At 70.0% G+C, this 25,136-nt stretch carries 24 protein-coding genes and 1 pseudogene; 12 read left to right on the forward strand and 13 right to left on the reverse strand.

What is annotated here, in order from left to right:
* Positions 1 to 13: 13 nt before the first annotated feature.
* From NRF20_RS19120 to NRF20_RS19155, 8 genes are read right to left on the reverse strand one after another with little or no spacing between them, the layout of a single operon-like run.
* Positions 14 to 2,014: an NADH-quinone oxidoreductase subunit L gene (locus tag NRF20_RS19120; RefSeq protein ID WP_413752951.1), complete on the reverse strand. Its 2,001-nt coding sequence runs from the start codon at positions 2,012 to 2,014 to the stop codon at positions 14 to 16.
* A complete protein-coding gene (gene nuoK, locus NRF20_RS19125) occupies positions 2,011 to 2,415 on the reverse strand; it encodes an NADH-quinone oxidoreductase subunit NuoK (protein ID WP_266358769.1) in 405 nt (134 codons plus the stop codon). The genes NRF20_RS19120 and nuoK overlap by 4 nt, the downstream gene beginning before the upstream one ends.
* Positions 2,415 to 2,978: an NADH-quinone oxidoreductase subunit J gene (locus tag NRF20_RS19130; protein ID WP_266358770.1), complete on the reverse strand. Its 564-nt coding sequence runs from the start codon at positions 2,976 to 2,978 to the stop codon at positions 2,415 to 2,417. Before NRF20_RS19130 ends, nuoK begins: the two co-directional genes overlap by 1 nt.
* Positions 2,975 to 3,634 (reverse strand): NuoI/complex I 23 kDa subunit family protein, encoded by a 660-nt coding sequence (locus tag NRF20_RS19135; protein ID WP_413752952.1) that lies wholly within the window; start codon positions 3,632 to 3,634, stop codon positions 2,975 to 2,977. The genes NRF20_RS19130 and NRF20_RS19135 overlap by 4 nt, the downstream gene beginning before the upstream one ends.
* Positions 3,634 to 4,602 (reverse strand): NADH-quinone oxidoreductase subunit H, encoded by a 969-nt coding sequence (locus NRF20_RS19140; RefSeq protein ID WP_398632686.1) that lies wholly within the window; start codon positions 4,600 to 4,602, stop codon positions 3,634 to 3,636. The genes NRF20_RS19135 and NRF20_RS19140 overlap by 1 nt, the downstream gene beginning before the upstream one ends.
* Positions 4,599 to 5,732 carry an NADH-quinone oxidoreductase subunit C gene (locus NRF20_RS19145; protein ID WP_413752953.1) on the reverse strand — a complete coding sequence of 378 codons (1,134 nt, stop codon included), beginning with the start codon at positions 5,730 to 5,732 and terminating at the stop codon, positions 4,599 to 4,601. Before NRF20_RS19145 ends, NRF20_RS19140 begins: the two co-directional genes overlap by 4 nt.
* A complete protein-coding gene (gene nuoB / locus NRF20_RS19150; protein WP_398632688.1) occupies positions 5,729 to 6,433 on the reverse strand; it encodes an NADH-quinone oxidoreductase subunit NuoB in 705 nt (234 codons plus the stop codon). Before nuoB ends, NRF20_RS19145 begins: the two co-directional genes overlap by 4 nt.
* A complete protein-coding gene (locus tag NRF20_RS19155; protein ID WP_037689408.1) occupies positions 6,424 to 6,825 on the reverse strand; it encodes an NADH-quinone oxidoreductase subunit A in 402 nt (133 codons plus the stop codon). Before NRF20_RS19155 ends, nuoB begins: the two co-directional genes overlap by 10 nt.
* 169 nt (positions 6,826 to 6,994) lie before the next feature.
* On the opposite strand from NRF20_RS19155, the gene NRF20_RS19160 reads away from it, so the two are divergent.
* From NRF20_RS19160 to NRF20_RS19185, 6 genes are all read left to right on the forward strand, one after another.
* Positions 6,995 to 8,200, forward strand: a complete 1,206-nt coding sequence (locus NRF20_RS19160) for a sensor histidine kinase (protein ID WP_413752954.1) — start codon at positions 6,995 to 6,997, stop codon at positions 8,198 to 8,200.
* 234 nt (positions 8,201 to 8,434) lie between these two features.
* Complete coding sequence (locus NRF20_RS19165; RefSeq protein ID WP_398632690.1) at positions 8,435 to 9,790, forward strand: sensor histidine kinase; 1,356 nt, start codon at positions 8,435 to 8,437, stop codon at positions 9,788 to 9,790.
* A gap of 185 nt (positions 9,791 to 9,975) precedes the next feature.
* Positions 9,976 to 10,650, forward strand: coding sequence for a response regulator transcription factor (locus tag NRF20_RS19170; RefSeq protein WP_308427387.1), 675 nt, complete (start codon positions 9,976 to 9,978; stop codon positions 10,648 to 10,650).
* A 305-nt stretch (positions 10,651 to 10,955) separates the two neighbouring features.
* On the forward strand, positions 10,956 to 12,914 hold the full coding sequence (locus tag NRF20_RS19175) for a 2-oxoacid:acceptor oxidoreductase subunit alpha (protein WP_398632691.1): 1,959 nt from the start codon (positions 10,956 to 10,958) through the stop codon (positions 12,912 to 12,914).
* A complete protein-coding gene (locus tag NRF20_RS19180; protein WP_398632692.1) occupies positions 12,907 to 13,965 on the forward strand; it encodes a 2-oxoacid:ferredoxin oxidoreductase subunit beta in 1,059 nt (352 codons plus the stop codon). Before NRF20_RS19175 ends, NRF20_RS19180 begins: the two co-directional genes overlap by 8 nt.
* Before the next feature lie 131 nt (positions 13,966 to 14,096).
* Positions 14,097 to 16,052 (forward strand): APC family permease, encoded by a 1,956-nt coding sequence (locus NRF20_RS19185; RefSeq protein ID WP_266358785.1) that lies wholly within the window; start codon positions 14,097 to 14,099, stop codon positions 16,050 to 16,052.
* On the opposite strand, the gene NRF20_RS19190 is transcribed toward NRF20_RS19185, so the two are convergent.
* Positions 16,040 to 16,438, reverse strand: coding sequence for a winged helix-turn-helix transcriptional regulator (locus NRF20_RS19190; protein WP_266358786.1), 399 nt, complete (start codon positions 16,436 to 16,438; stop codon positions 16,040 to 16,042). The genes NRF20_RS19185 and NRF20_RS19190 overlap by 13 nt on opposite strands.
* Before the next feature lie 108 nt (positions 16,439 to 16,546).
* Between NRF20_RS19190 and NRF20_RS19195 the strand changes: the two genes are divergently transcribed.
* Both NRF20_RS19195 and rarD read left to right on the forward strand, forming a co-directional pair.
* Positions 16,547 to 17,407, forward strand: a complete 861-nt coding sequence (locus tag NRF20_RS19195) for an SDR family oxidoreductase (RefSeq protein WP_398632693.1) — start codon at positions 16,547 to 16,549, stop codon at positions 17,405 to 17,407.
* Positions 17,408 to 17,536: 129 nt separating this feature from the next.
* On the forward strand, positions 17,537 to 18,523 hold the full coding sequence (gene rarD, locus NRF20_RS19200; protein ID WP_398632694.1) for an EamA family transporter RarD: 987 nt from the start codon (positions 17,537 to 17,539) through the stop codon (positions 18,521 to 18,523).
* 187 nt (positions 18,524 to 18,710) lie between these two features.
* On the opposite strand, the pseudogene NRF20_RS19205 reads toward rarD, so the two are convergent.
* Positions 18,711 to 19,247, reverse strand: a pseudogene (locus tag NRF20_RS19205) (MFS transporter); the annotation flags it as partial.
* 122 nt (positions 19,248 to 19,369) lie between these two features.
* On the opposite strand from NRF20_RS19205, the gene NRF20_RS19210 reads away from it, so the two are divergent.
* Positions 19,370 to 20,935, forward strand: a complete 1,566-nt coding sequence (locus NRF20_RS19210) for an FAD-dependent monooxygenase (RefSeq protein WP_398632695.1) — start codon at positions 19,370 to 19,372, stop codon at positions 20,933 to 20,935.
* A 93-nt stretch (positions 20,936 to 21,028) separates the two neighbouring features.
* Entirely contained in the window at positions 21,029 to 21,256 is a 228-nt protein-coding gene (locus tag NRF20_RS19215) for a hypothetical protein (protein WP_398632696.1), read from the forward strand.
* A 73-nt stretch (positions 21,257 to 21,329) separates the two neighbouring features.
* On the opposite strand, the gene NRF20_RS19220 is transcribed toward NRF20_RS19215, so the two are convergent.
* On the reverse strand, positions 21,330 to 22,541 hold the full coding sequence (locus tag NRF20_RS19220; protein ID WP_413752955.1) for an RNA polymerase sigma factor: 1,212 nt from the start codon (positions 22,539 to 22,541) through the stop codon (positions 21,330 to 21,332).
* On the reverse strand, positions 22,538 to 22,909 hold the full coding sequence (locus NRF20_RS19225) for a YciI family protein (protein ID WP_398632698.1): 372 nt from the start codon (positions 22,907 to 22,909) through the stop codon (positions 22,538 to 22,540). Before NRF20_RS19225 ends, NRF20_RS19220 begins: the two co-directional genes overlap by 4 nt.
* Positions 22,910 to 23,165: 256 nt before the next feature.
* Here NRF20_RS19225 and NRF20_RS19230 point away from each other — a divergent pair, with 256 nt between their 5' ends.
* Complete coding sequence (locus NRF20_RS19230; RefSeq protein WP_413752956.1) at positions 23,166 to 24,659, forward strand: MFS transporter; 1,494 nt, start codon at positions 23,166 to 23,168, stop codon at positions 24,657 to 24,659.
* On the opposite strand, the gene NRF20_RS19235 is transcribed toward NRF20_RS19230, so the two are convergent.
* Positions 24,654 to 24,872, reverse strand: coding sequence for a hypothetical protein (locus NRF20_RS19235; protein WP_398632700.1), 219 nt, complete (start codon positions 24,870 to 24,872; stop codon positions 24,654 to 24,656). The two genes, NRF20_RS19230 and NRF20_RS19235, sit on opposite strands and share 6 nt — an antisense overlap.
* On the opposite strand from NRF20_RS19235, the gene NRF20_RS19240 reads away from it, so the two are divergent.
* On the forward strand, positions 24,862 to 25,110 hold the full coding sequence (locus tag NRF20_RS19240) for a DUF397 domain-containing protein (protein WP_398632701.1): 249 nt from the start codon (positions 24,862 to 24,864) through the stop codon (positions 25,108 to 25,110). The genes NRF20_RS19235 and NRF20_RS19240 overlap by 11 nt on opposite strands.
* Positions 25,111 to 25,136: the final 26 nt, after the last annotated feature.

Raw genomic sequence — 25,136 nt, forward strand, 5'->3', positions numbered from 1 at the left:
TATCGATCACGGCTCACGACCCGGCGTTGACGTTGGCAAAGACGACGGCGGCGATCGCCAGGACCAGGGAACCGGCGAGCAGTGCGCTGAGATAGGTCTGCACATTGCCGGTCTGGGCGCGGCGGACGGCGGTGCCGAGCCAGCGTGCGCCGGTGCCGGAGCCGCGTACGTAGGTGTCGACGACCTCGCGGTCCAGGAAGCGGACGAGGCTCGCCGCGGCCTGGACGGGGCGGACGAACAGGGTCGTGTACAGGGCGTCCAGGTGGAAGCCGGTGGCGGCGTGGCGGTGGAGCGGGCCGAGCAGGAGGCGGCCCGGGTCGGCCGGGTCGGGGGTGCCCGGAGTGTCGCCGTAGCCGGCGGTGTGGTGGGTCATGGCCTCGGCCTCGACGAGGGCGGGTTCGGCCTCGGGGTGGGCGACGACGGTGCCGACGGCGGTGCGGGCGGCGAGTGCCGATGTGTGGCGCCAGGCGCCGTAGGTGACGAGGCCGCCGACGAGGCCGACGCCCGTGGAGAGGACGGCGGTGGTCACGGACGGGGTGAGGCTGTGGCCGTCGAACCAGTCGGTGATCGCGCCGACGGTCAGTCCGAAGGCGATGGTGGGGACGGCGAGCACCCAGAGGACGGCGGTCATCGCGACGGGCTGCCTGCCGTGGTCGGGGGCCTCGGCGCCGCGGCCCCGGAAGACGAGGAGCCACAGGCGGGTGGCGTACGCGGCGGTGAGTACGGCGGCGAGCAGTCCGGCGACGAGGACGGTCCAGCCGGCGGCTGCCGGGGCGACGTGCCGGTCCCCGAGTGCCGTGTGCTCGGCGGCGACGAGGATGGCTTCCTTGGAGAAGAAGCCGGCGAACGGCGGGATGGCGGCGAGCGCGAGGAGGGCGACGGTCATCGTCCAGTAGGCGTCCGGGATGCGCTTGCTCAGACCTCCCATACGGGACATGGCGGCCAGCGAGTTGGTCCCGGCGGCGTGGATGACGACGCCCGCCGCGAGGAAGAGAACGGCCTTGAACGCACCGTGGGAGAGGAGGTGGAAGACGGCGGCACCTCGGTCGCCGACGGCCAGGGCGCCGGCCATGTAGCCGAGCTGGCCGATCGTCGAGTAGGCGAGGACGCGTTTGATGTCGTCCTGGGCGAGGGCGGCGAGTCCCGAGCCGATCATCGTGATCGCCGCCATCACGGCGAGGACGACGAGGGCCGCGCCGGACTGGGCGAAGACGGGGAGGAGCCGGGCCACGAAGTAGATACCGGCGGCGACCATCGTCGCGGCGTGGATCAGTGCGGAGACAGGGGTGGGGCCGGCCATCGCGTCGGGCAGCCAGGTGTGCAGGGGGAACTGCGCGGACTTGCCCGCGACGCCCGCGAGCAGCAGCAGGGCGATGAGGGTGGGGTGGTCCAGGCCGCCGTTCGCGACGGCGCCCAGGATGCCGGTGATGCGGAACGTCCCGGTGTCGGCGGCGAGCGCGAACAGACCGATCAGGAAGGGGACGTCGCCGAGCTTGGTGACCAGGAAGGCCTTGAGGGAGGCGGCGCGGGCTTCGGGCGTCTCCCAGTAGTGGCCGACGAGGAAGTACGAGCAGATGCCCATGATCTCCCAGCCGACCAGGAGCACCATCAGGTCGCCGGAGTAGACGACGAGCAGCATCGCGGCGGTGAAGAGGGAGACGAGGGCCGCGTACGAGGGGTATCGGGGGTCGTCGCGCAGATAGGCGGTCGAGTAGATCTGCACACAGGTCGCGACGAGCCCGACCAGGACGGCGACGAGGACCGCGAAGCCGTCGAGGTGCAGGGCGAGGTCGATCGGGACCGAGCCGGTGGGGGTGAGCCGGGTCGCGGCGTCGATGGCCCGGCCGCCGCCCTGGTCCGAGGCGACGACGACGGCGAGCACGAAGGCGGCAAGGGTGGGCAGTACGGCGAGGGGGCGTACGTATCCGGGGGCGGTGCGTCCGAGAAGGAGACCGGCCGCGGCGCCCAGGAACGGAAGGAGGGGTACGAGGACGGCGAGGGTCGTGGTGGTCACGCGGTGGCCTCTGCCTTCTTTGCCTTCCCTGCCGGAGCAGTGGCCTGGTCTTCGGTGCCGAGGGCCTCGTCCCCGGGGAGGGCCTCGGCGGCGTCGGTCTCGGCGGTGTCACGGAGGCGGTCGACGTCCGAGCTGCCGCGGTTGCGGTAGACGGCGAGGACGATCGCCAGGCCGATACCGATCTCCGCCGCCGCGATGGCGATGGTGAAGAGGGTGAGGGCCTGTCCGGAGTGCAGGGCGTCGCGGAGCCAGACGTCGAAGGCGACCAGGTTGAGGTTGACGGCGTTGAGCATCAGCTCGACGGACATCAGGACCAGGATCGCGTTGCGGCGGGCGAGCACTCCGTACAGCCCGGTGCAGAAGAGGAGGGCGGCGAGCACGGCGGGATAGGCGAGGTGCATCAGCTCCGCTCCTTACTGCGCTTGCGGGACAGGACGATCGCGCCGACGAGGGCGGCGAGCAGCAGGACGGAGAGTGCTTCGAACGGCAGCACCCAGTGCCGGAAGAGGAAGGCGCCGGTCACCTCGGTGGAGCCCTGGGCCGGTCCGTCCAGGTCGATCCAGGTGGTGCGGAAGGCGTCGACGACGACCCAGACGAGCGCGCCGGCGGCGGCGACCGCCACGCCGAGGGCCGCCCAGCGGTTGCCCGAGTCGGCGTCCGGGGAACGGCCGATGGGGGCCTTGGTGAGCATCAGCCCGAAGAGAAGGAGGACGACCACGGAACCGACGTAGATCAGTACCTGCACCCAGGCGATGAACTCCGCGGTGAGCAGGAGGTACTCGACGGCGAGACCGCCGAGCGCCACGACCAGCCAGAGGGCGGCATGCACCAGTTGCTTGGTCGTGACGGTGACGAGGGCTGCGCCGAGGGTGGCGATGCCGACGAGGACGAAAGCGATCTCGATGCCGGTCGGGGAGAGGAAGCCGGAGTGGGCGGAGTGGGCCGCGGCGGCTGCGAGTGTCACTCCTCCCCCTCTTCTTCCTTCTGGACCTGCTGGGTCTCTCGGGCCTGCTGGGCTTCTTCGGCCTGCTGGGCTTCTTCGGCCTGCTGGGCTTCCTGCGCCTCCTTGGCGCGCTGGGCCTCGAGTTTCTCCGCCGTCTTGCGAGCGGCGGCGATCTCCTTCGGCTCCTCGGCGCCGGGGTCGAGCGCGGGCGGTTCCGGCACCGTCCACATCCATTCGCGGAGTTTGTCGCGCTCATGAGTGAGTTCGAGGATGTCCGTCTCCGCGTACTCGAACTCCGGCGACCAGAACAGTGCGTCGAAGGGACACACCTCGATACAGATACCGCAGTACATGCAGAGCGAGAAGTCGATCGCGAAGCGGTCGAGGACGTTGCGGCTGCGCTCACGCCCGCCGGGGGCGGCGGCGGGCACCGTCTCCTTGTGGGAGTCGATGTAGATGCACCAGTCCGGGCACTCACGGGCGCAGAGCATGCAGACCGTGCAGTTCTCCTCGAACAGTGCGATGACACCGCGGGAGCGGGGCGGAAGCTCGGGCTGGACGTCCGGGTACTGCGCGGTGACCGTCTTCTTCGTCATCGTCCGCAGAGTGACGGCCAGGCCCTTGGCCAGGCCCGAGCCGGGGATGCGGGGCCGCGAGGGCGGGAGCGATGCAGCCATCAGTTGATCGCCACCTTCACGATGCCGGTGAGCGCGATCTGCGCGAGAGCGAGCGGGATGAGGGTGGTCCAGGCGAGCTTCTGCAGCTGGTCCTCCCGGAGCCGGGGGTAGCTCACGCGCAGCCAGATGACGACGAAGGCGAGGACCGCGGTCTTGAGGAGCGTCCAGACCCAGCCGAGTCCGTCGGCACCGAACGGGCCGTGCCAGCCGCCGAGGAAGAGGACGGTGGTCAGTCCGCACAGGACGACGATGCCCGCGTACTCGGCGAGCAGGAACAGTGCGAAACGGAGGCCGGTGTACTCGGTGTACGCGCCGAAGATGATCTCCGAGTCGGCGACCGGCATGTCGAACGGCGGGCGCTGCAGTTCGGCGAGTCCGGCCACGAAGAAGACCAGGGCACCGACGATCTGCCAGGGCAGCCACCACCACTCGAAGGCGTTGAGGATGCCCGGGAGGGAGACGGTGCCTGCCGCCATCGCGACGGACGCGGCGGCGAGCAGCATCGGCAGTTCGTACGCGAGCAGCTGGGCGGCGGTGCGCAGGCCCCCGAGGAGGGAGAACTTATTGGCCGAGGCCCAGCCCGCCATCAGCGAACCGAGCACTCCGACGCCCATCACGGCGAGCACGAAGAAGATGCCCGCGTCGACGATCTGTCCGACCGCGCCCTCGCTGGGGCCGATCGGGATGGCGACGAGCACGAGGAGGTACGGGAGCAGCGCGACGGCCGGCGCGAGCTGGAAGATACGGCGGTCGGCCTCGGCCGGGACGATGTCTTCCTTCTGTGCGAACTTCACGCCGTCCGCGATGAGCTGTGCCCAGCCGTGGAAGCCACCCGCGTACATGGGTCCGAGGCGGCCCTGCATATGGGCCATCACCTTGTGCTCTGTCTGCCCCACGACGAGGGGGAGGACCATGAACACGGCGAAGACGATGACGAGCCGGAGGGCGACGTCCAGTGCGTCGTTCACGCGGTATCGCCTCCGGCGGGGCGGTCGGGGGCCGGCTCGGGTGTGGGGTCCTGGGCCGGGGGCTCGGGCTGGTCGGGGGTGTCCGTAGGGGCGGTGGTGTCGGGGGCGGGCGTGGCCTCGGGGACGGGGGTGTCGCTGCGCGGGGCCTCTCCCCTGCCCGCCCCTTCCCGAACCGGGGGCTCCGCCTTCGGGTCTCCGGTCGTGTCGAATGCCGGGCGGGCGTGGTGCCAGGGAGCGTCGCTGCTTCCGGGGTTCGGCTCTGCCGTCCCCGTCCCCGACGCGTTCGGTCCTGCCTGTTCCCGTGCCCCGGCCCCGGCCGTCCCCGGCTCCGCCGCCTCGCGCTGCTGGCTGGCCGAGCCCTGGGACGCGCTGCGGGTACGGCGCGGGGTTGCGGGAGGTGTGGGCTCGGTGGCCGGTGCTGCCGTCTCCGGCTGCTGGCCGGCCGAGCCCTCGCTCGCGCTGCGGGCACGGCGTACCGGGCGGTCGCCCGCCGCGCGCGGGGTGCGGGCCGGGCGGGACGGGGCGGGCGGGAGCTGGCCCTTGAGGGGGCCCCATTCGTTCGGGTCGGGGACGCCGGGCGGCAGCATCGTGCGCCGCTTCGGGCCGCCGTGCTCCGACTCGCCCGGCTCCTTCGCGCCCGGCCAGGCCTTCGCGACGCGTGCCGCCAGCACGAAGTCCTTGCGCAGCGGGTGGCCCTCGAAGCCCTCGGGCAGCAGCAACGGCACCAGGTGCGGGTGGCCCTCGAAGCCGATGCCGAACATCTCGTGCGTCTCGCGCTCATGCCAGGCGGCGCCTGCGTAGATGTCGATGGCGGTGGGAAGGACCGCCGCCTCGTGCGGAACGGTCGTACGGATCAAGAGCCGACGGACCTTGCCCTCGGCCAGGGAGGCGACATGGACGCAGACCCGGAAGCCGGTGCCCGGTTCGTCGACAGCGCTCAGCCAGTCGAAATAGGTGCACCCCAGCCGGTCGCGGGCCGTTTCGAGAGCAGCGGTCCAGGAGGAGGCCGGTACGTCGACGGTCAGCAGGTCGTAGGCGTACTCGGCCGTCGCGTCCTCGCCGAAGAGCTCGGCGGCGGCGTCCGGAAGCCGGTCATAGCTTTCCCGGTCATGGTTTTCGGTACCGGTCACTTCTGACCCTCCCCCGGTGTCGGCGGGGCGGCGACCAGGCCGCTGCGCAGTGCGGCGGTGGAAGGACGGCTGCCGCCGCCCGTCGCGTACCGCTCACCCAGCGACTCGCGGGCGATCTTCTCCTGCAGCTTGAGGATGCCCTGGAGGAGCGCCTCGGGCCGGGGCGGGCAGCCGGGTACATAGACATCGACCGGAATGATCTGGTCGACGCCCTTCGTCACGGAGTACGAGTCCCAGTACGGGCCGCCGCAGTTGGAGCAAGCGCCGAAGGAGATGACGTACTTGGGCTCGGGCATCTGCTCGTACAGCCGCTTCACGGCCGGAGCCATCTTGTCCGTCACCGTGCCGGAAACGATCATGAGGTCGGCCTGGCGCGGGCCGGGAGCGAACGGGATCACGCCGAGCCGGATGAAGTCGTGCCGGGCCATGGAGGCGGCGATGAATTCGATCGCGCAGCAGGCGAGCCCGAAGTTGAAGACCCAGAGGCTGTAGCGGCGGCCCCAGTTCAGGACCACCTTCATCGGCTCGGGAGCCAGGCGCGACAGGACACCGAGCCGCTTGGGCTCCGGCAGGAACGTCGGAACGGGCTGCGGTTCGGACCCAACAACGGGCTGCGGTTCGGACCCCGCCTCGGGCGTCGGCTCCGGTCCCGATTGCACTGCGGGCCGGTGCTCGGGGGGCGGCGGGCTCGTCACGTCCATTCGAGGACGCCCTTCTTCCATGCGTAGAGCAGTCCTACGGCCAGGAAACCGAGGAAGATGAACATTTCCACCAGAGTCGTCGCCCCGTATCCGGGTGCGGCGAATACGGTCGCCCACGGAAACAGGAAGATCGAGTCGACGGCGAAGATCACGTACAGGAAGGCATACACGTAATAACGGACCTGTGTATGTGCCCATCCTTCACCCACCGGGTCCACACCGCACTCGTACGTCAGGAGCTTCTCCGGGGTGGGAACCACGGGGCGCAGCAGTCGGCCGGCGCCGAAGGCGACGGCGACGAACAGCACGCCGATCACGGCGAGCAGTCCGACCACTGAATAGCTGTGGAAGTAGTCCGACGCGAGAACGGTCGATTCCGGCAGGTCCGCCACGTCCGTCCCTCGCTCCCTCAAACCTGTTCGACGATCTGTACGCACGGGAGTCTAGGCCCTGTTAAAGAGAGGGTAAGCAGTCGCATCGGACAACGGGTGGGGTTATCCCTACTTCACCCCACCCACGAGCCCCATGGCGTGCGCAGGCCCCGCCCGGCAGGCTGGGCGTATGACCATGAGCCCACTGGTGCCCGACAACGACCGGCCACCGCCCGCCCGCTTCGCCCTCGATCGGTGGACGTGGAAGGAAATCGCCTATCTCCTGGCCAATCTCCCCATGACCATCGCCGGGTTTGTTTACGCAGTGTTCATGATCGGCATCGGCGTGGGGCTTGCGGTCACGGTGATCGGTCTGCCTCTGCTCGCCGCCGGACTGCACGGGGCGCGGCTGATCGGGAAAGCCGAGCGGGGCCGGGCGCGGGCGATGCTCGGGGTGCGGATCGACGAACCGAGCCCCATGGTTCTGTCCCGCCGGGAACAGGGGTTCTTCCCCTGGTTGTGGTCGAGCCTCACGGACCCGGTGGGCTGGCGGGCGGTGCTGTATTCCTTCATACGGCTGCCCTGGGGCGTACTCACCTTCACCGTGACGCTCGTGAGCCTCTTCGTGCTGTGGCCGGTGCTCCCCTATATCGCGCGGTTCCTCGCCAATGCCGACCGGGCGATGGCGCGCGGGCTGCTCTCGCCCTCCGACGAGCTGGAGCGCAGGATCGCCGAGCTGGAGTCGGACCGCGGGGTGGTGGTCGACACGGCCGCCGCCGACCTGCGCCGCATCGAACGGGACCTGCACGACGGGGCACAGGCCCGGCTCGTCGCCCTCGCCATGGGCCTCGGTCTGGCGAAGGAGAAGCTGACGGACGACCCCGAGGCCGCCGCCCGCATGGTCGACGAGGCCCACGGAGAGGTGAAGGTCGCCCTCCAGGAACTCCGCGACCTCGCCCGCGGCATCCACCCCGCCGTCCTCACCGACCGAGGCCTCGACGCCGCACTCTCCGCCATCGCCTCCCGCTGCACCGTCCCTGTGACGGTGGGGGTGGATCTGCCGGCGCGTCCCGCGGAGGCGATCGAGGGAATCGCCTACTTCACGGTCTCGGAGCTGTTGCAGAACGTGAGCAAGCACAGCGCGGCACGTTCGGCGTCCGTCGAGGTGTGGCGGTCGGCGGACCGGCTGCTGATCCAGGTCACCGACGACGGGCAGGGCGGGGCCCGGATGGACGGCGGTACGGGCATGGCCGGGCTGGCCGAACGGCTGGGCGCCGTCGATGGGCTGTTCGTCCTCGACTCGCCGGTCGGCGGACCTACTACGGTCACCGCGGAGCTGCCCTGGCGGGACCGGGAGAGGGAGCCGAACCGTACGGGGGCGGCCAGGCGCCCCTAGAGGCCCAGCGCCCCGGAAGGCCGGCACGCCCGGGCCCCAGCGCCGCCAGAAGGCCGGCACGCCTGGGTCCAGCCCCCCCCCTGAGCCCCCCTGGCAGGGTGGGGAAAACCCCCGGTCGAAGAGGGATACCGCCCTCATGGTGCGCCGACCCGCGACCCAGCACCCTTGATGTACCGGCCGGAACCCCGAAACCACCGGAGAAACCGGCTCCATGAGAAGAAACGGACTGCACCCATGGCCACGGCATACGGACCGGACACTCGGGACCACCAGCGGTCCGGAGCCGGTTTCGGGGACCCTCCCCCGGCGAAGCACTTCTTCCCGGCCGCGCTGCGCGCGCCTTTCGAGGGCAGGACCTGGCGCGAGTTCGGCTATCTGCTGCTGAGCCTGCCGATCAGCGTGATCCTGTTCAGCCTCTCGATCACCCTGACGACGCTGGGCATCGGCATGCTGATCACCTTCCTCGGGGTCCCGATCCTGGCCGGCGCGCTGGCCATGTGCCGCGGCTTCGGCGCGATGGAGCGGGCACGGGCACGCGGGCTGCTGAAGCTGGACGTGGCGGCCCCGGCGCCGGTGCACGGCAGGACCGGCGGCCTGCTGTCCTGGGTGGGCGCGGTCCTCAAGAGCGGGGTGTCCTGGCGGCATCTGCTCTACGCGTTGCTGCACCTCCCGTGGGCGATCTTCGCCTTCACTGTTTCGCTGACGCTCTGGTCGTGCGGGTGGGCCGCCCTCACCTACCCCCTGTGGCACTGGATCTACCCGACGTACGTGGGGGTCGCCGGCCTTCAGCTGTACGGCGACGGCACCCATGACGTCTACCTCAACTCCCCCTTCGACCTGGCTGCGACCAGCGTGTGCGGCCTGGTACTCGTCCTCGTCACGCCGTGGATCATCCGTGGTCTGGCGGGCGTGGACCGGGTGATGGTGGCCGGGCTGCTCGGGCCGTCCCGGCTGGCGACACGCGTCTCCGAGCTGGAGTCGGACCGCGGGGTGGTCGTCGACACCGCCGCCGCCGACCTGCGCCGCATCGAACGGGACCTGCACGACGGCGCACAGGCCCGGCTCGTCGCCCTCGCCATGGATCTGGGCCTGGCGAAGGAGAAGCTGACGGACGACCCCGAGGCCGCCGCCCGCATGGTCGACGAGGCCCACGGGGAGGTGAAGGTCGCCCTCCAGGAACTCCGCGACCTCGCCCGCGGCATCCACCCCGCCGTCCTCACCGACCGAGGCCTCGACGCCGCACTCTCCGCCATCGCCTCCCGCTGCACCGTGCCCGTGACGGTCGAGGTGGACCTGGCGTCCAGGCCCGCCCAGGCCATCGAGGGAATCGCCTACTTCACGGCCTCCGAGCTGTTGCAGAACGTGAGCAAGCATGCACGCGCGACCCGCGCATCGGTCGATGTATGGCGGACGGCGGACCGGCTGATGCTCCAGGTCACGGACAACGGGCGCGGCGGCGCCGATGTGTCCTCGGGCAGCGGGCTGGCCGGGCTGACCGAGCGGCTGGACGCGGTGGACGGCGTACTCGTCGTGGATTCCCCGCAGGGCGGCCCGACGCGGATCACGGCCGAGCTGCCGTGGCGCGGCTGAACACACCCGCACACACGCACGGAGCCGTGACAGGAACCCCCCACCCCCACTGCTCCCCCCTCGTCCCCGGCCGCCGGACCGGCTTGATTTCAAGCCGGCCCGGCGGCCGGGGACACGGCACTGCCGATACTGGGATGCTGGACGTCATACAGGCGGGACCAGCGAGCAGTGGGGGATACAGCGTCATGGTGGAGGACAGGGTGCGAGTAGTCATCGCCGAGGATTCGGTACTGCTTCGGGAGGGGCTCACCCGGTTGCTGACCGATCTCGGGCATGACGTCGTCGCCGGGGTGGGGGACGCCGAGGCGCTGATCAAGACGGTGCGCGACCTCGCCGGACAGGATGCGCTGCCCGATGTGGTGGTCGCCGATGTGCGGATGCCTCCCACCCACACCGACGAGGGCGTGCGGGCGGCGGTGCGGCTGCGCAAGGACTATCCCGGGATCGGGGTACTGGTCCTTTCGCAGTACGTCGAGGAGCAGTACGCGACCGAGCTGCTGGCCGGATCCAGCCGAGGTGTGGGGTATCTGCTGAAGGACCGGGTCGCCGAGGTCCGGGAGTTCGTGGACGCGGTGGTCCGGGTGGCACAGGGCGGGACGGCACTGGACCCGGAAGTCGTGGCGCAGCTGCTGGGGCGAAGCCGTAAGCAGGACGTCCTGGCCGGGCTGACGCCGCGCGAGCGCGAGGTGCTCAGTCTGATGGCGGAGGGCCGGACAAACTCCGCGGTGGCCAGGCAGCTGGTGGTGAGCGACGGGGCCGTGGAGAAGCACGTCAGCAATATCTTCCTGAAGCTGGGCCTGTCCCCCAGTGACGGGGATCACCGCCGGGTGCTGGCGGTGCTGACCTACCTGAACTCCTGACGAGCTGACACCCTGTCAGATGCCTGGTGAAGGTCACCGCGGGGGCCGGACACGGCCGTCGCGGTGACCCGCGCCCGGACAAGGGCCGATCGGGGTCCTAGAACCAAAGAATGAGTGCACAGCGTCTTCACCGAACGGCTGAGGGGCTCGCGAAACATGACAAACCAGCATCAAATCGCGTCTCAAAACGACGTCCACCATATGATCGGTCCAGGGAAGGCGACCCTTACCGACGTAGGGTGGGCCTTGGGACCGTCGGCGGGCCGGCCGGTCCCGAGCCGCCGCCCCGAGGGAGGTCCAGTTCAGTGACCAGCCAGGTCAGTAGCCCAGCCGAACAGGCCGATGAGGCCAGCGAGGCGCTCGTCGGGGGACAGCGTGCCCCCCATCCCGATCACACGGGCGCGGGCGAGAAGGAGATCCGTCGCCTGGACCGGGTGATCATCCGCTTCGCGGGTGACTCCGGAGACGGTATGCAGCTCACCGGTGACCGGTTCACCTCGGAGACCGCGTCCTTCGGGAACGATCTCTCCACGCTGCCGAACTTCCCCGCCGAGATCCGCGCCCCCGCAGGTACCCTGCCGGGGGTTTCGTCGTTCCAGCTGCATTTCGCCGACCACGACATCCTGACGCCGGGCGACGCGCCGAACGTCCTGGTCGCGATGAACCCGGCCGCTCTCAGGGCCAACATCGGCGATGTGCCGCGCGGCGCCGAAATCATCGTCAACACCGATGAGTTCACCAAGCGCCCGATGGCGAAGGTCGGCTACGAGACCAGCCCCCTGGAGGACGGCTCGCTGGACGCGTACAACGTCCACCCGGTGCCGCTGACCACCCTCACGATCGAGGCGCTGAAGGAGTTCGGGCTCTCCCGCAAGGAGGCCGAGCGCTCGAAGAACATGTTCGCGCTCGGGCTGCTCTCCTGGATGTACCACCGGCCGACCGAGGGAACCGAGGCGTTCCTTCGCGCCAAGTTCGCCAAGAAGCCGCAGATCGCCGAGGCGAACGTGACCGCGTTCCGCGCCGGGTGGAACTTCGGGGAGACGACGGAGGACTTCGCGGTCAGCTACGAGGTGGCACCCGCCTCGCAGGCCTTCCCACCGGGCACGTACCGCAACATCTCCGGGAACCTGGCACTGTCCTACGGGCTGATCGCCGCGGGCCGGCAGGCCGATCTGCCGCTCTACCTGGGCTCGTACCCGATCACCCCGGCCTCCGACATCCTGCACGAGCTCAGCAAGCACAAGAACTTCGGTGTACGCACCTTCCAGGCCGAGGACGAGATCGCGGGCATCGGTGCCGCACTGGGCGCCGCGTTCGGCGGATCACTCGCGGTGACGACGACGTCCGGGCCCGGGGTGGCCCTGAAGTCGGAGACCATCGGACTCGCCGTCTCCCTCGAACTGCCACTGATCGTCATCGACATCCAGCGCGGCGGCCCGTCCACCGGCCTGCCCACCAAGACCGAGCAGGCCGACCTGCTCCAGGCGATGTATGGGCGCAACGGCGAGGCCCCGGTCCCGGTCGTGGCCCCGAAGACCCCGGCGGACTGCTTCGACGCCGCGCTCGACGCCGCCCGGATCGCGCTGACGTACCGCACCCCGGTGTTCCTGCTCTCGGACGGCTATCTCGCCAACGGCTCCGAGCCGTGGAAGATCCCCGAGATCGACGAACTCCCCGACCTGCGCGTCCAGTTCGCCACCGGCACGAACCATGAACTGGCCGACGGCACCGAGGTCTTCTGGCCGTACAAACGCGACCCGCAGACCCTGGCCCGCCCGTGGGCCGTCCCCGGCACCCCCGGTCTCGAACACCGCATCGGCGGCATCGAGAAGCAGGACGGCAGCGGCAACATCTCCTACGACCCCGCGAACCACGACCTCATGGTCCGCACCCGCCAGGCCAAGGTCGACGGCATCGAAGTCCCCGACCTCGACATCGACGATCCGGACGAGAAGGCGCGGACACTCGTCCTCGGCTGGGGTTCCACCTACGGCCCCATCACCGCTGCCGTCCGCCGGCTGCGCGCTGCCGGACAGCCCATCGCCCAGGCCCATCTGCGCAACCTCAACCCCTTCCCGAGGAATCTCGGCGAGGTGCTGAAGCGTTACGAGAAGGTAGTGGTGCCGGAGATGAACCTCGGCCAGCTGGCCACGCTCATCCGGGCCAAGTACCTCGTGGACGCACGCAGTTACAACCAGGTCAACGGTATGCCGTTCAAGGCCGAGCAGCTCGCGACGGCTCTCAAGGAGGCCATCGATGCCTGACACCAACGAACTCCTGCAACTGGTGCCCAAGGCCGAGGCCAAGCAGTCCATGAAGGACTTCAAGTCCGACCAGGAAGTGCGCTGGTGCCCCGGCTGCGGTGACTACGCGGTCCTCGCCGCCGTACAGGGCTTCATGCCCGAGCTCGGGCTGGCGAAGGAGAACGTCGTCTTCGTCTCCGGCATCGGCTGCAGCTCCCGCTTCCCGTACTACATGAACACCTACGGGATGCACTCGATCCACGGCCGCGCCCCGGCCATCGCCACCGGTCTCGCCTCCTCCCGCCGCGACCTGTCCGTCTGGGTCGTCACCGGCGACGGCGACGCGCTGTCCATCGGCGGCAACCACCTCATCCACGCACTGCGCCGCAACGTGAACCTGAAGATCCTGCTCTTCAACAACCGGATCTACGGACTCACCAAGGGGCAGTACTCCCCCACCTCCGAAGTCGGCAAGATCACCAAGTCGACACCCATGGGATCACTCGACGCCCCCTTCAACCCGGTGTCCCTGGCCATCGGCGCGGAGGCGTCCTTCGTCGCCCGCACGATCGACTCCGACCGCAAGCACCTCACGAGCGTGCTGCGCGCGGCGGCCGACCACCCGGGCACGGCGCTGGTGGAGATCTACCAGAACTGCAACATCTTCAACGACGGCGCCTTCGAGGTCCTCAAGGACAAGGACCAGGCGCAGAACGCGGTCATCCGGCTGGAGCACGGGCAGCCGATCCTCTTCGGCTCGGACAGCGACAAGGGTGTCGTGCGCGACCCGGCCACGGGTGACCTCAAGGTCGTCGCGGTCACCGAGGAGAACCGGTCGCAGATCCTCGTCCACGACGCCCACGCCGCCAGCCCCACCACGGCCTTCGCGCTGTCCCGGCTCGCCGACCCCGACACCCTGCACCAGACCCCCATCGGGGTACTGCGCAGCGTCGACCGGCCGGTCTACGACACACAGATGGCCGAACAGCTCGAGACCGCCGTCGAGTCAGACGGCAAGGGCGACCTGGCCGCACTCCTCGCGGGCAACGACAACTGGACGGTCGTCGGCTAGCGGACACCCCCTGGGGGGTACATCGGCCGAAGGCACCCTCAGGGGTACTTCCCATCGCCGGACGGGCTGAATTTCGGTCCGTCCGGCGATTGCGGTCAGGGGTGCGACCGGCCACCGCGCACCATGTGGCCATGACCCCGGACCGCCCCGTGTACCGCATCAAGCGGCGTCTGCTCGGCAGAGCGCTCACCACCGAGCGCATCAGCGAGGAGAAGCTGAACAACCGGACGGCGCTCGGGGTACTCGCCTCCGACTGCATCAGTTCGTCCGCGTACGGCTCCGAGGAGATGCTCCGGGTCCTCGTACCCGTCGTCGGCGCCGCCGCGTTCACCCTGCTCATGCCGGTGACCGGCGCGATCCTGCTCGTACTGCTGCTCCTCACGCTCTGCTACAGCGATGTCGTGATGATCTACACCCGGGCGGGCGGGTCGTACGTCGTCGCCCGGGAGAACTTCGGGCCCAACATCGCGCAGATCGCCGCCGTGGCGCTGCTCGTCGACTACATCGTCACCGTCGCCGTCCAGGTCTCGGCCGGTACCAACGCCCTGATCTCGCTCGCCCATCTGGCCGGCAACAACTTCACCGGCCTGGACCATCTCCAGCTCCCGGTCTCCGTCGCCGTCATCGTGCTGCTCGCGTACGGGAATCTGCGCGGGGTCCGCGAGGCGGGCCGGGCCTTCGCGCTGCCCGCCTATCTCTTCATGGCCGCCGTCGGCCTCGTCCTTCTCGTCGCCGCGCTGCGCGGGCTCACGGGCGAGCTGCCGCGCGCCGATCTGCACGCCGCCGGTGTCGTGCCGCTCGGCACTCCGGGCAACGGCTGGCTCTACGGCGCCTCGCTCTTCATCGTGCTGCGCTCGTTCGCCAACGGCGGGTCGTCCCTCACCGGGCTCGAAGCGATCTCCAACGGCATCTCCGCGTTCCGTGAACCCCAGGGCCGCAACGCCCGCCGCACTCTCATCACGATGAGCTGTGTGCTCGGTGTCCTGGTCCTCGGCGTCTCCACGCTGGCGCACTTCACCCATGCCGTCCCGTACACCGACGGCACACCCACCGTCATCGCGCAGGAGGCCCATCTCGCGTTCGGCGGCGGGCCGCTCGGTACGGCCGGGCTGGTCTTCGTGCAGCTGGCGACCGCGCTGGTCCTCTACACCGGCGCCAACACCCCGTTCACCGGCTTTCCGTACCTCGCGAGTTTCGTCGCCAAGGACCGGTTCCTGCCGCGGGTACTGACCCGGCGCGGGCACCGGCTGGCGTTCTCCAACGGCATCATCTCGCTGGCCGTCGTCTCCCTGGCGCTGCTGCTGGTGACCGGTGCCAGCGTGGACAAGCTGGTGGCGCTGTACGCGATCGGCGTGTTCACCGCCTTCACCATGGCCGGGGCCGGCCTCACCGCGTACCACCTGCGGCGTCGCGAGCCGTACCGCAGGCTCAAGATCGCGGTCAATGGGACCGCCGCGGTCATCTCCGCCGCCGTGGTGCTGATCTTCGCCGTCACCAAGTTCACCGAAGGCGCCTGGCTGGTCGTGGTGGTCTTTCCGCTCGGGGTGTGGGCGCTGATGCGGATCAACCGCGAGTACCGGCGCGAGGCCGCCGTGCTGCAGAGCATCCAGGCTCCGGGCGCCGACCGGTCGCGGTTCCGCCGCCATCTGGTCTTCGTCCTCGTCGAGACGCTCGACCTGGCGACGCTGAAGGCCCTGCGGTACGCCCATGAGCTGCGCCCGGACGAGATCCGGGCGGTGCACTTCGCGATCGACGAGGCGTACGCCAGACGGCTGGCCGCCCGGTGGGAGGCGACGGCCGCCACGTCCGTGTCCCTGGAGCTGGTGGAGTGCCCGGACCGGCGGCTGCGCCATGCCATGAAGGAGCTCGTGTCCCGCACCACGGAGGACGGGGAGACCTGGCTGACGGTGCTGGTGCCCCGGCGGCTGTACAGCAACGCGCTCGGGAAGCTGCTGCACCGGGGCACGGGTGAGCAGATGGCGAAGACGCTGGCGCAGCTGCCGCACGTGGCGGTGACGATCCTGCCGTTCGACGTCTCTCGGGCGCTGCGGACGCTGGAGGAGGGGCGCGCGCCTCAGCCGGACTGAGCCTGCTCCTTCTTCTCGGCGTCATACGTCTCGCGCGCCGCTTGCACGGCGTCCAGGCGCCGCTCGGTCCAGCGGGCCAGCGCCCACACCTGCTCGGCGGCCTCCCGGCCCAGCCCGGTGAGCGAGTAGTCCACCCGCGGCGGGATCACGGGCTTCGCGTCCCGGTGCACGAAGCCGTCGCGCTCCAGCGTCTGGAGGGTCTGGGCCAGCATCTTCTCGCTGACGCCGCCGACCTCGCGGCGCAGCTCGCTGAAGCGGTACGAGCGCTCCAGCAGGGCGGCGAGGACCAGGACGCCCCAGCGGCTGGTGACATGTTCGAGCACCAGCCGGGAGGGGCACATCTGCCGGTTCACATCGGGCTTCCTGCTCAGGTCACTCACGCTCATATCAGTACCTTACTTCAAAGTGGGTACTTTCGATTGGTTAGTGCACCCCGTACAGTGAGTCTGCGAGCCCAAACGAGGACCAGTGCCCCCAAAGAGGAGAAAACCCCCATGAGCATCGTTGTCACCGGAGCCACCGGAGAGCTCGGCCGTCTCGTCATCGACCAGTTGCTCACCGCCGTGCCCGCGAACGAGATCGCCGCCGTCGTCCGCAACGAGGAGAAGGCCGCCCCGCTCGCCGCCCGCGGCGTCGAGCTCCGCGTCGCCGACTACGACCGTCCGGAGTCCCTCAAGGACGTCTTCCGGGCCGGTGACCGGGTCCTGCTCATCTCCGGCAGCGAGGTCGGCAAGCGCGTACCGCAGCACAGCGCCGTCATCGACGCGGCCAAGGCGGCGGGCGTCGCGCAGCTCGCGTACACCGGTGTACTGGGCGGCCCCGACGCCGACTTCGAGCTGGCCGACGAGCACAAGGTCACCGAGCAGCTGATCCTCGACTCCGGGCTGCCGCACACCTTCCTGCGCAACGGCTGGTACACCGAGAACTACACCGCCAACCTCGCCCCCGTCCTGGAGCACGGTGCCGTCGTCGCCAACGCGGGCGACGGACGGGTCGCCTCCGCCACCCGCGCCGACTACGCCGCCGCGGCAGCCGCCGTACTGACCGGCGAGGGTCACATCGGCGCGGTCTACGAGCTGAGCGGCGATGTCGCCTGGTCGTTCGCGGACTACGCGGCGGAGGTCGCCAAGGCCACCGGCAAGGAGATCGTGCACAAGAACGTCCCGGCCGCCGTGCACCGGGAGATCCTGGTCGGCGCCGGTCTGCCCGAGGGTTTCGCGGCGATCCTCGTCGACGTCGACGCCGCGATCGAGCGCGGACTGCTCGCCGGTACGAGCGGCGACCTGGCCCGGCTGATCGGCCGGCCGACGACGCCGCTCGCCGAGACGGTGGCCGCGGCGGTGGCCGCGGCGTAACTCCGCTCCCCCGCACCCCACGGACCCCATGTCATGACCGTATGGCGATACGGCTATGACATGGGGCCCTCCCGGCGCTACCGTCGTCCAGTCGGCGGAGCAGTTGACACAGACGTGCCGGGAGGGCCCGTGAAGGGAACAAATGAACAACGGGCCGGACTGCTGTCCGGTATCGGCGCCTACGGCCTGTGGGGCATCGTCCCGCTGTTCTGGCCGCTGCTGAAGCCCGCCGGCGCGATCGAGATCCTCGCCCACCGCATGGTCTGGTCCCTCGGGGTCGTCGGCATCGCACTGCTCGTGCTGCGCCGCTGGTCCTGGATCGGTGAGCTGATACGGCAGCCGAAGAAGCTCGGCCTGATATCGGTCGCCGCGGCCGTGATCACGGTCAACTGGGGTCTGTACATCTGGTCCGTGAACAACGGCCATGTCGTCGAGGCCTCGCTCGGCTACTTCATCAATCCGCTGGTCACCATCGCCATGGGCGTTCTGCTTCTCGGTGAACGGCTGCGCCCCGCGCAGTGGGTGGCGGTCGGCACCGGTGTCGCGGCGGTGCTCGTGCTGGCGATCGGTTACGGACGGCCGCCGTGGATCTCGTTGACGCTGGCGTTCTCCTTCGCGACTTACGGCCTGGTGAAGAAGAAGGTCAACATGGGCGGCCTGGAGTCGCTCACCGCCGAGACCGCCGTGCTGTTCGTGCCCGCGCTCGGCTATCTGCTGTGGCTGGGCGCGCAGGGCGATGCGACGTTCGCCTCCGAGGGCCTCGGTCATTCGGCGCTGCTGGCCGCGACGGGTGTCGTCACGGCCACGCCGCTCGTCCTTTTCGGGGCGGCGGCCATCCGCGTACCGCTCTCCACGCTGGGCCTGCTGCAGTATCTGGCGCCGGTCTTCCAGTTCATCCTCGGCATCCTGTACTTCCACGAGGAGATGCCGCCGCAGCGGTGGGCCGGGTTCGCCCTGGTGTGGCTGGCGCTCACCCTGCTGACGTGGGACGCGTTCCGAACGGCGCGGCGGACGAGGGCGCAGGCGCAGACTCGTGCGGTGCGGCTGGCGGCGCAGCAGACACCGACGGCCGGAGATTCCGCTTCGCCCTCCTCCGCCGCAACCCCAGCGAAGTGACCAGCGCCCCCGCCGCCACCATCACCACCGGGACGACGAGCGCCGCCCGATAGGCCGCCAGGGTGGCTCCGGGCGAGCCGTCCGTACCCGCCGACGCGATCCCGTACACCGCCGTCACCGCCGAGATCCCGACCGCCGAGCCGAACTGGGTCGAGGTGTGCAGCAGCCCGCCCGCCAGGCCCTGTTCCCGGTCCGGTACGCCGTCGGTCGCCGCGATCGTCAGCGGACCGCAGGCCAGGGCGAAGGCGGCCCCGGTGAGGATCAGGGTCGGGAACATCGCCCCGTACGACCAGTCCATCCCGACCGGCAGGAACAGTCCGTACGAGACGATGGCGACGACGAAGCCGCCGAGGACGACCCGGACATTGCCGAACCGGTTCACCAGGCGCGGGGTGAGGGTCGGTGCGATCACCGCGTCGGCGCCCATCGCCACCAGGGCGAGCGCGGTCCGGAGCGAGGACCAGCCGCGCAGCTCCTGGAGGCAGAGCGTCACCACGAACTGGAAGCCGAAGAAGGAGCCCACGAAGAGCAGGGCACCGAGGTCGGCACGGATCACCGATGCCCGGCGCAGCAGGGTGAGTCCGACCAACGGGGCCGAGGAGCGCCGCTCGATCAGGACAGAGGCCGCGATCAGGAGCAGCCCTGCGGCGAACGCCCCCGCCGACTGTTCCCAGTCCGCCGCCCCGTGCTCCAGGAGCACGATCCCGTACGCGAGCAGCAGCATCGCCGGCGCGCGCCGCCTACGACGCCCGCGAGGCCGCGGACGCACAACTTTAGTTACCGAGTTGCTTTTTTAACTTGGTTACGCTTCTCTGGGGGTCCACGGACCGTAACCGAGGAGCCTCCATGCCCACATCCGCGCCCACCACCCACGTACTGATCGTCGGCTCGGGCCCGACCGGCCTGACTCTGGCCTGCGATCTGGCCCGGCGCTCCATCGACGTACGGATCATCGACAAGTCCCCGGAATTCCCGCGCAGTTCACGGGCCAAGGGCCCCAACCCCCGCTCCCTGGAGGTCCTGGAGGACCTCGGCGTCGTGGACAGGGTCCTGGCCGCGGGCTCGGCGCCGCTGCCCATGCGCAAGTACCGGAACGGGCTGCCGATCGCCGACGCCGACCCGTTCGGGGCATCGCACCCGACTCCGGACACCCCGTACGACCGGGGGTGGCTGATCGCCCAGTGGCGGCTGGAGGAGATCCTGCGGGACCGCCTGGCGGAGTACGGCGTACACGTCGAACTCGGCTCGGAAGCCAATCGGTTGACAGTGGGCTCCGACTCCGTAACCGTCGGGCTCACAGACGGCCGGAGCATCGGGGCGCGGTACGTGGTGGGCTGCGACGGCGGCCACAGCCCGGTGCGGGGGCTGCTCGGCGTCCGCTTCGAGGGGAAGACGACCGAGGAGCAGATGATGGTCTGCGGGGACGTGGAGGCGGACGGCCCCGACCGCGGCTACTGGCACCAGTGGTTCGACGAGGACGGCGCCGTGATGCTGTGCCCGATCCCGGGTACGCGCTCGGGCTGGTGGTTCCAGGCGGGGCCGGAGCGGGACCGGGCGGGAGCCCCCGTACCGCCCTCACTGGAGAGCTTCCGGCGGCTCTTCGCCAAGCACACCGGACTGCCGGGCACCCGCCTGACGCAGGCCACGCTGCTGTCCACGTACCGGGTCAACGAGCGCATGGCCGATCGCTACCGGGTGGGTCGCGTACTGCTGGCCGGGGACGCCGCGCATGTGCACTCCATCGCGGGCGGACTGGGCATGAACACCGGGATCCAGGACGCGTTCAACCTGGGCTGGAAGCTCGCCCGGGTCGTCACCGGCCAGGCTGATCCCGGCCTGCTGGACACGTACGAGGAGGAGCGGCTGCCCGTGGCCTCCTGGGCGCTGGACATCAGCTCCGAGCGACTGCGGGTCACCCTCGATGCGATCAGGCAGCCGGGCGGCGGCCTGGACTCGGTGTTCACCGGGGAGACCACCGGCCTCGGCCTGGGCTACCACTGGAGCTCACTCTCCCCCGCAGGCTCCACCGCCCGCCTGCGAGCGGGCGACCGCGCACCGGACGCCCCCTGCCGCAACGCCGAGACGGGCGCACCGACCCGGCTGTTCGAGGCGTTCGCCGGACCGCACTTCACCCTGCTGGGCTTCGGCCCGGCCACCGCGGACGCGCTGCGGGCGACGGAGACGACGTACGGCGACGCGGTGCGGGCGTACGGGGTGGACGCCGAAGCACGCCATGGCCTGGCCGACGACGCAGGCCACGCCCGCTCGGCGTACGGCATCGAAACGGGCGCCGACACCCTCGTCCTGGTCCGCCCGGACAACCACGTGGGGCTGATCGCGCCGGCCGACGACGGCCGGGCTGTCATGGACTACCTGAACCACCTGAGCGGTACGGCATTCAGGCGGCTTTGAGCGCGTCACGGCGGGCAATCCCACAACTACCACATGCTTATATTCTCATGACATGTTATGAGACGATTTACGCGCACGTCCGGAAACTCCCGCGTGCTCCTGCGCACCGCCACCGCGGCCCTGTCCACGCTGTCCTTCCTCGTCTGCGGAACCTCGCCCACCACGCACGCGGACGACAGCGTGGAGCAGGTCCACCAGTCCGGCCTAGGCCCCGTCGGACCGTGGTTCCGCCTCCAGGACGACCCCTCGAACAGCGGCCGGACCCCGGTGGTACGGCAGCCGAGGGATCGAGCGCCACGGACAACGGCGCCGGCCTCCTGAGACGGCGCGGTCGGGCGGATGCGGCGGGTGCCCCGGGGATTGGGGCAGAATCCATGTCCCCACCCGGCCGGATCTAGGTCCCCACCCGGCCGGCCCGGGACTCCAGGTAGCGCCGCTCGGCGATGCTGGCGGTGGACTTCGCGGCGCGCCGGTAGTGCTCGTACGCCCCGGCCGTGTTGCCGGTCTTCTCCAGCAGATGCGCCCGTACGGACAGCAGCCGGTGATGCCCGGCCATCCGCTCGTCACTGTCCAATGTGGCCAGCAGGGACAGCCCGGCCGCCGGGCCCTCTGTCTCGGCGAGCGCGATCGCCCGGTTGAGGGTGACCATCGGGTTGGGTGCGATCCGTTCCAGGATCAGGTAAAGGGCGTACACCTGCGGCCAGTTGGTCTCCCCGGCCGTGGCCGCGTCGGCGTGCGTGGCGGCGATGGCGGCCTGCAGCTGGTAAGGCCCCAGCGCCGGAGGGGCCAGCGACGCCTTGACCAGCTCGATGCCTTCGTCGATCAGCCCGCGGTCCCACTTCGTACGGTCCTGCTCGTCCAGCGGCACCAGATCGCCGGCCGCCGTCGTACGTTCCTCCCGGCGGGCGTGGGTCAGCAGCATCAGCGCGAGCAGCCCGGTCACCTCGCCGTCCTCGGGCAGTTGCGCGTGCACCATCCTGGCCAGCCGGATCGCCTCGTGCGCGAGGTCGGCGCGGTGCAACTCGCTGCCCGAGGAGGCGGTGTAGCCCTCGTTGAAGATCAGGTAGAGCACGTGCAGGACGACTCGTAGCCGCTCCTCGCGCTCCGCGCCGTCCGGCAGGCTGAACGAACTGCCGGCGGCCTTGATGCACTGCTTGGCCCGGCTGATCCTGGCCGCCATCGTGGCCTCCGGCACCAGGAATGCGCGGGCGATCTCCGCAGTGGTCAGGCCGCCGACCGCCCGCAGCGTCAGGGCGGTCTGGGAGGCCGCGGTCAGCGTCGGATGGCAGCACAGGAACAGCAGGACGAGCGTGTCGTCGGTGTCCGGTACATCCTCGGGCATCACCTCACCGAGGGTTGCCGCCTCCCGCTCGCGGCGCGCGTGGTCACTGCGCATCTGGTCGATGAGCCGCCGGGATGCGACGGTCACCAGCCAGCCGCGCGGGTTGGTCGGCACTCCCTCGGCCGGCCACTGCACGGTGGCGGCGAGGACGGCCTCCTGTACGGCGTCCTCACACCCTTCGAACTGGCCGTGCCGACGTACCAACGTGCCGAGGACCTGCGGCGTGAGCTCACGCAGCAGGTCCTCGATGGGTGGTGCTGTCATGCCTCCAATTGTCCGTCAGCGAACATCACCTGTCGCACCTCGATACCCAGACCGTCGACCGCTGCGTCCGGGATCTGCAATGCCAGTTCGATCGCCCGCTCCTTGTTCTCGCAGTCGATGAGGTAGAAGCCGCCCAGGTACTCCTTGGACTCCAGGAAAGGTCCGTCGGTCACCACCGGCTGGCCGTTGCGTACGGACACCACAGCTGCCTGTGACGGGTCGACCAGCGCCTGCGTGGTGATCAGCTCGCCGGACTCCTTCAGCGCCTCGATGAACGTGCCGTGGCCGGCGCCGATGGCCGCCTTCTCCTCATCGCTCAGCGCGTCCATCACGGCCGGGTTGATATGCATGCTGATCAGGAACTTCATCTCGTACTCCTCGTGGTTCACGCGCCCCGGCGGGGCCCTTCGACCGGTTGGTCGGAGCCGCCGCCGCCGTCTTGACATCCCCGCCCGAACATTCGCATGAGTTTTTCGCCGTCGCATGGCCCGGACCGCGAGGACGTCATTTCTGGTGACGCCCCGCCGTGGCGGACGCGAGAGATTTCCGTCCGTACCGATGTCAAGAAGCTCTCGACCACTCCGACCAACCGGCGAAACGTCGAGAGAACAGGGAGTTTCGGATATGCGAGTCAACCGCGCATGGCTGGGACTGGTCGTCCTCATGCTGCCGACCTTGCTCGTCGCGATGGACATGACAGCATTGCTTCTCGCCCTCCCACGGCTCAGCGCCGACCTGGGTGCCACCAACATCCAGCAGCTGTGGATCAGTGACAGCTACGGACTCATGGTGGCCGGCCTGGTCATCACGATGGGCACGCTCGGCGACCGGATCGGCCGCCGACGGCTGCTGATGATCGGCGGAGCGGCGTTCGCGGTGCTGTCGGTCGTGGCCGCCTTCGCGGTCAGCCCGCTGACGCTGATCGTCGCGCGTGCGCTGCTGGGCGTCGCGGGCGCGACCCTGGCGCCCTCCACACTCGCCTTGATCACCAACATGTTCCGCGACGAACGACAGCGCGGGAAGGCCATCGCGATCTGGGCGACCTGCCAGTTCACCGGCGGCGCGCTCGGACCCGTACTCGCCGGATTCCTGCTCCAGTACTTCTGGTGGGGATCGGTGTTCCTGGTCGCCGTGCCGGCGATGGCGCTGCTGCTGCTCGCCGGGCCGGTCCTGCTGCCGGAGTTCCGCAGCGACCGGGCCGGCCGGCTGGACCTGGCCGGTGTCGGGCTGTCGCTCGCGGCGGTCCTTCTGATGGTCTACGGCATCAAGCAACTGACCGTGGAGAGCGTGCCGGTCGTGCCGGCGGTGGCCCTCGTCGTCGGCACGGCCATCGGATTGCTGTTCGTACGTCGGCAACTGCGACTGGAGACGCCGCTGCTGGACCTGCGGCTGTTCCGCAATCGCCCGTTCACGGCCGTATTCGTCGGGCTGGGCCTGGCCGGCGCCGCCATGGCCGGTACGGGCCTGCTGGTGACCCAGTTCCTCCAGAGCGTGCTGGGCTTCTCGCCGGCCGCGTCGGCGGTGCTGTTCGCTCCCATGGGCCTGGGGGTGGCGGTCGGCACCATGGCCGCGCCGGCGCTGGCCCGGCGAATGAAGCAGACGACCGCGATCGCCGGCGGGCTGGTGGGGTCGGCGCTGGGCAGCCTGCTGCTGGTCGGCGCCGACGGTGCGAACGCCCTGCCGATGGTCATGACCGGCATCACCGTACTGGCCCTGGGCACCGGCCCGCTGTTCGCGCTGGGAACCGGGCTGATCGTCGGGTCCGTACCGCCGGAGCGCGCCGGTTCGGCGGCGTCGATGTCGGAGACCGGCAACTACTTCGGCGGCTCGCTCGGCCTCGCGCTGCTCGGTGTGGTGGCCGCGGTGGTCTACCGCAGCCGGATGGACGGCACGTCCGACTCGCTGGCCGACGCGGTCGCCGCCGGCCGGCACCTTCCCGCCGGCCAAAGCGCGGAACTGCTGCACACCGCGCGGGAGGCGTTCACCGCCGGCCTGCACGTCACGGGCGTCATCGCCGCGGTCGTCTTCGCCGGACTGGCCGTACTGATCCTGACCATGCGCCCGGCAACCCGGACCACCCCGGCCGCACTCCCCGACCACGAGGCGACTCGCTCATAGAGGAGTCGGCCGCTCGCTCCCCACCTCATCCTCGCCCTTGGCCGCGCACTCCACCCAGAGCAGCTTCCCGCCCTGCCCCGGCAGCCCGCCGCGCATGGGACAGGCGCCCCAGCTCTCCGCGTAGAGGGTGACGAGATGACGATCCGCACCGCCCCCATCGCCCTGGCCGCCCTTCTCCGCGCCCTGAAGAAAGGCGCCCTCCATGACTGACATCCCCGCCGACCTCACCTGGGTCCGCGCCGCGCCCGAGGGCGAGGAGGGGCCCGGCCCCTGGATCGAGATCACCTTCGGCCCGGACGAACTCGTTCACCTCCGCGAGACCGGCGACCCCACCAACATCGTCACGACCACCCAGACCAAATGGGACGCCTTCACCAAGGGCGTCCAGGCCGGCGAGTTCGACCACTTCATCGAGAGTGACGACGAGGGAAACCCACCCTCCCCGCACTGACACCCACCGCCGCGAAAAACGTGACA

The sequence above is a fragment of the Streptomyces sp. R-74717 genome (assembly GCF_047305335.1).
In the GTDB taxonomy this organism is placed as follows: domain Bacteria; phylum Actinomycetota; class Actinomycetes; order Streptomycetales; family Streptomycetaceae; genus Streptomyces; species Streptomyces atratus.

What these genes read in the sequence shown, in the direction of transcription:
- NRF20_RS19165 (WP_398632690.1), top strand. Translation starts at nt 8,435, where the DNA reads ATGGCCACGGCATACGGACCGGACACTCGGGACCACCAGCGGTCCGGA.
- nuoK (WP_266358769.1), bottom strand. Translation starts at nt 2,415, where the DNA reads ATGCACCTCGCCTATCCCGCCGTGCTCGCCGCCCTCCTCTTCTGCACC.
- NRF20_RS19210 (WP_398632695.1), top strand. Translation starts at nt 19,370, where the DNA reads ATGCCCACATCCGCGCCCACCACCCACGTACTGATCGTCGGCTCGGGC.
- NRF20_RS19195 (WP_398632693.1), top strand. Translation starts at nt 16,547, where the DNA reads ATGAGCATCGTTGTCACCGGAGCCACCGGAGAGCTCGGCCGTCTCGTC.
- NRF20_RS19190 (WP_266358786.1), bottom strand. Translation starts at nt 16,438, where the DNA reads ATGAGCGTGAGTGACCTGAGCAGGAAGCCCGATGTGAACCGGCAGATG.
- NRF20_RS19160 (WP_413752954.1), top strand. Translation starts at nt 6,995, where the DNA reads ATGACCATGAGCCCACTGGTGCCCGACAACGACCGGCCACCGCCCGCC.
- nuoB (WP_398632688.1), bottom strand. Translation starts at nt 6,433, where the DNA reads ATGGACGTGACGAGCCCGCCGCCCCCCGAGCACCGGCCCGCAGTGCAA.
- NRF20_RS19220 (WP_413752955.1), bottom strand. Translation starts at nt 22,541, where the DNA reads ATGACAGCACCACCCATCGAGGACCTGCTGCGTGAGCTCACGCCGCAG.
- NRF20_RS19230 (WP_413752956.1), top strand. Translation starts at nt 23,166, where the DNA reads ATGCGAGTCAACCGCGCATGGCTGGGACTGGTCGTCCTCATGCTGCCG.
- NRF20_RS19185 (WP_266358785.1), top strand. Translation starts at nt 14,097, where the DNA reads ATGACCCCGGACCGCCCCGTGTACCGCATCAAGCGGCGTCTGCTCGGC.
- NRF20_RS19225 (WP_398632698.1), bottom strand. Translation starts at nt 22,909, where the DNA reads ATGAAGTTCCTGATCAGCATGCATATCAACCCGGCCGTGATGGACGCG.
- NRF20_RS19135 (WP_413752952.1), bottom strand. Translation starts at nt 3,634, where the DNA reads ATGGCTGCATCGCTCCCGCCCTCGCGGCCCCGCATCCCCGGCTCGGGC.
- NRF20_RS19240 (WP_398632701.1), top strand. Translation starts at nt 24,862, where the DNA reads ATGACTGACATCCCCGCCGACCTCACCTGGGTCCGCGCCGCGCCCGAG.
- NRF20_RS19235 (WP_398632700.1), bottom strand. Translation starts at nt 24,872, where the DNA reads ATGTCAGTCATGGAGGGCGCCTTTCTTCAGGGCGCGGAGAAGGGCGGC.
- NRF20_RS19180 (WP_398632692.1), top strand. Translation starts at nt 12,907, where the DNA reads ATGCCTGACACCAACGAACTCCTGCAACTGGTGCCCAAGGCCGAGGCC.
- NRF20_RS19170 (WP_308427387.1), top strand. Translation starts at nt 9,976, where the DNA reads ATGGTGGAGGACAGGGTGCGAGTAGTCATCGCCGAGGATTCGGTACTG.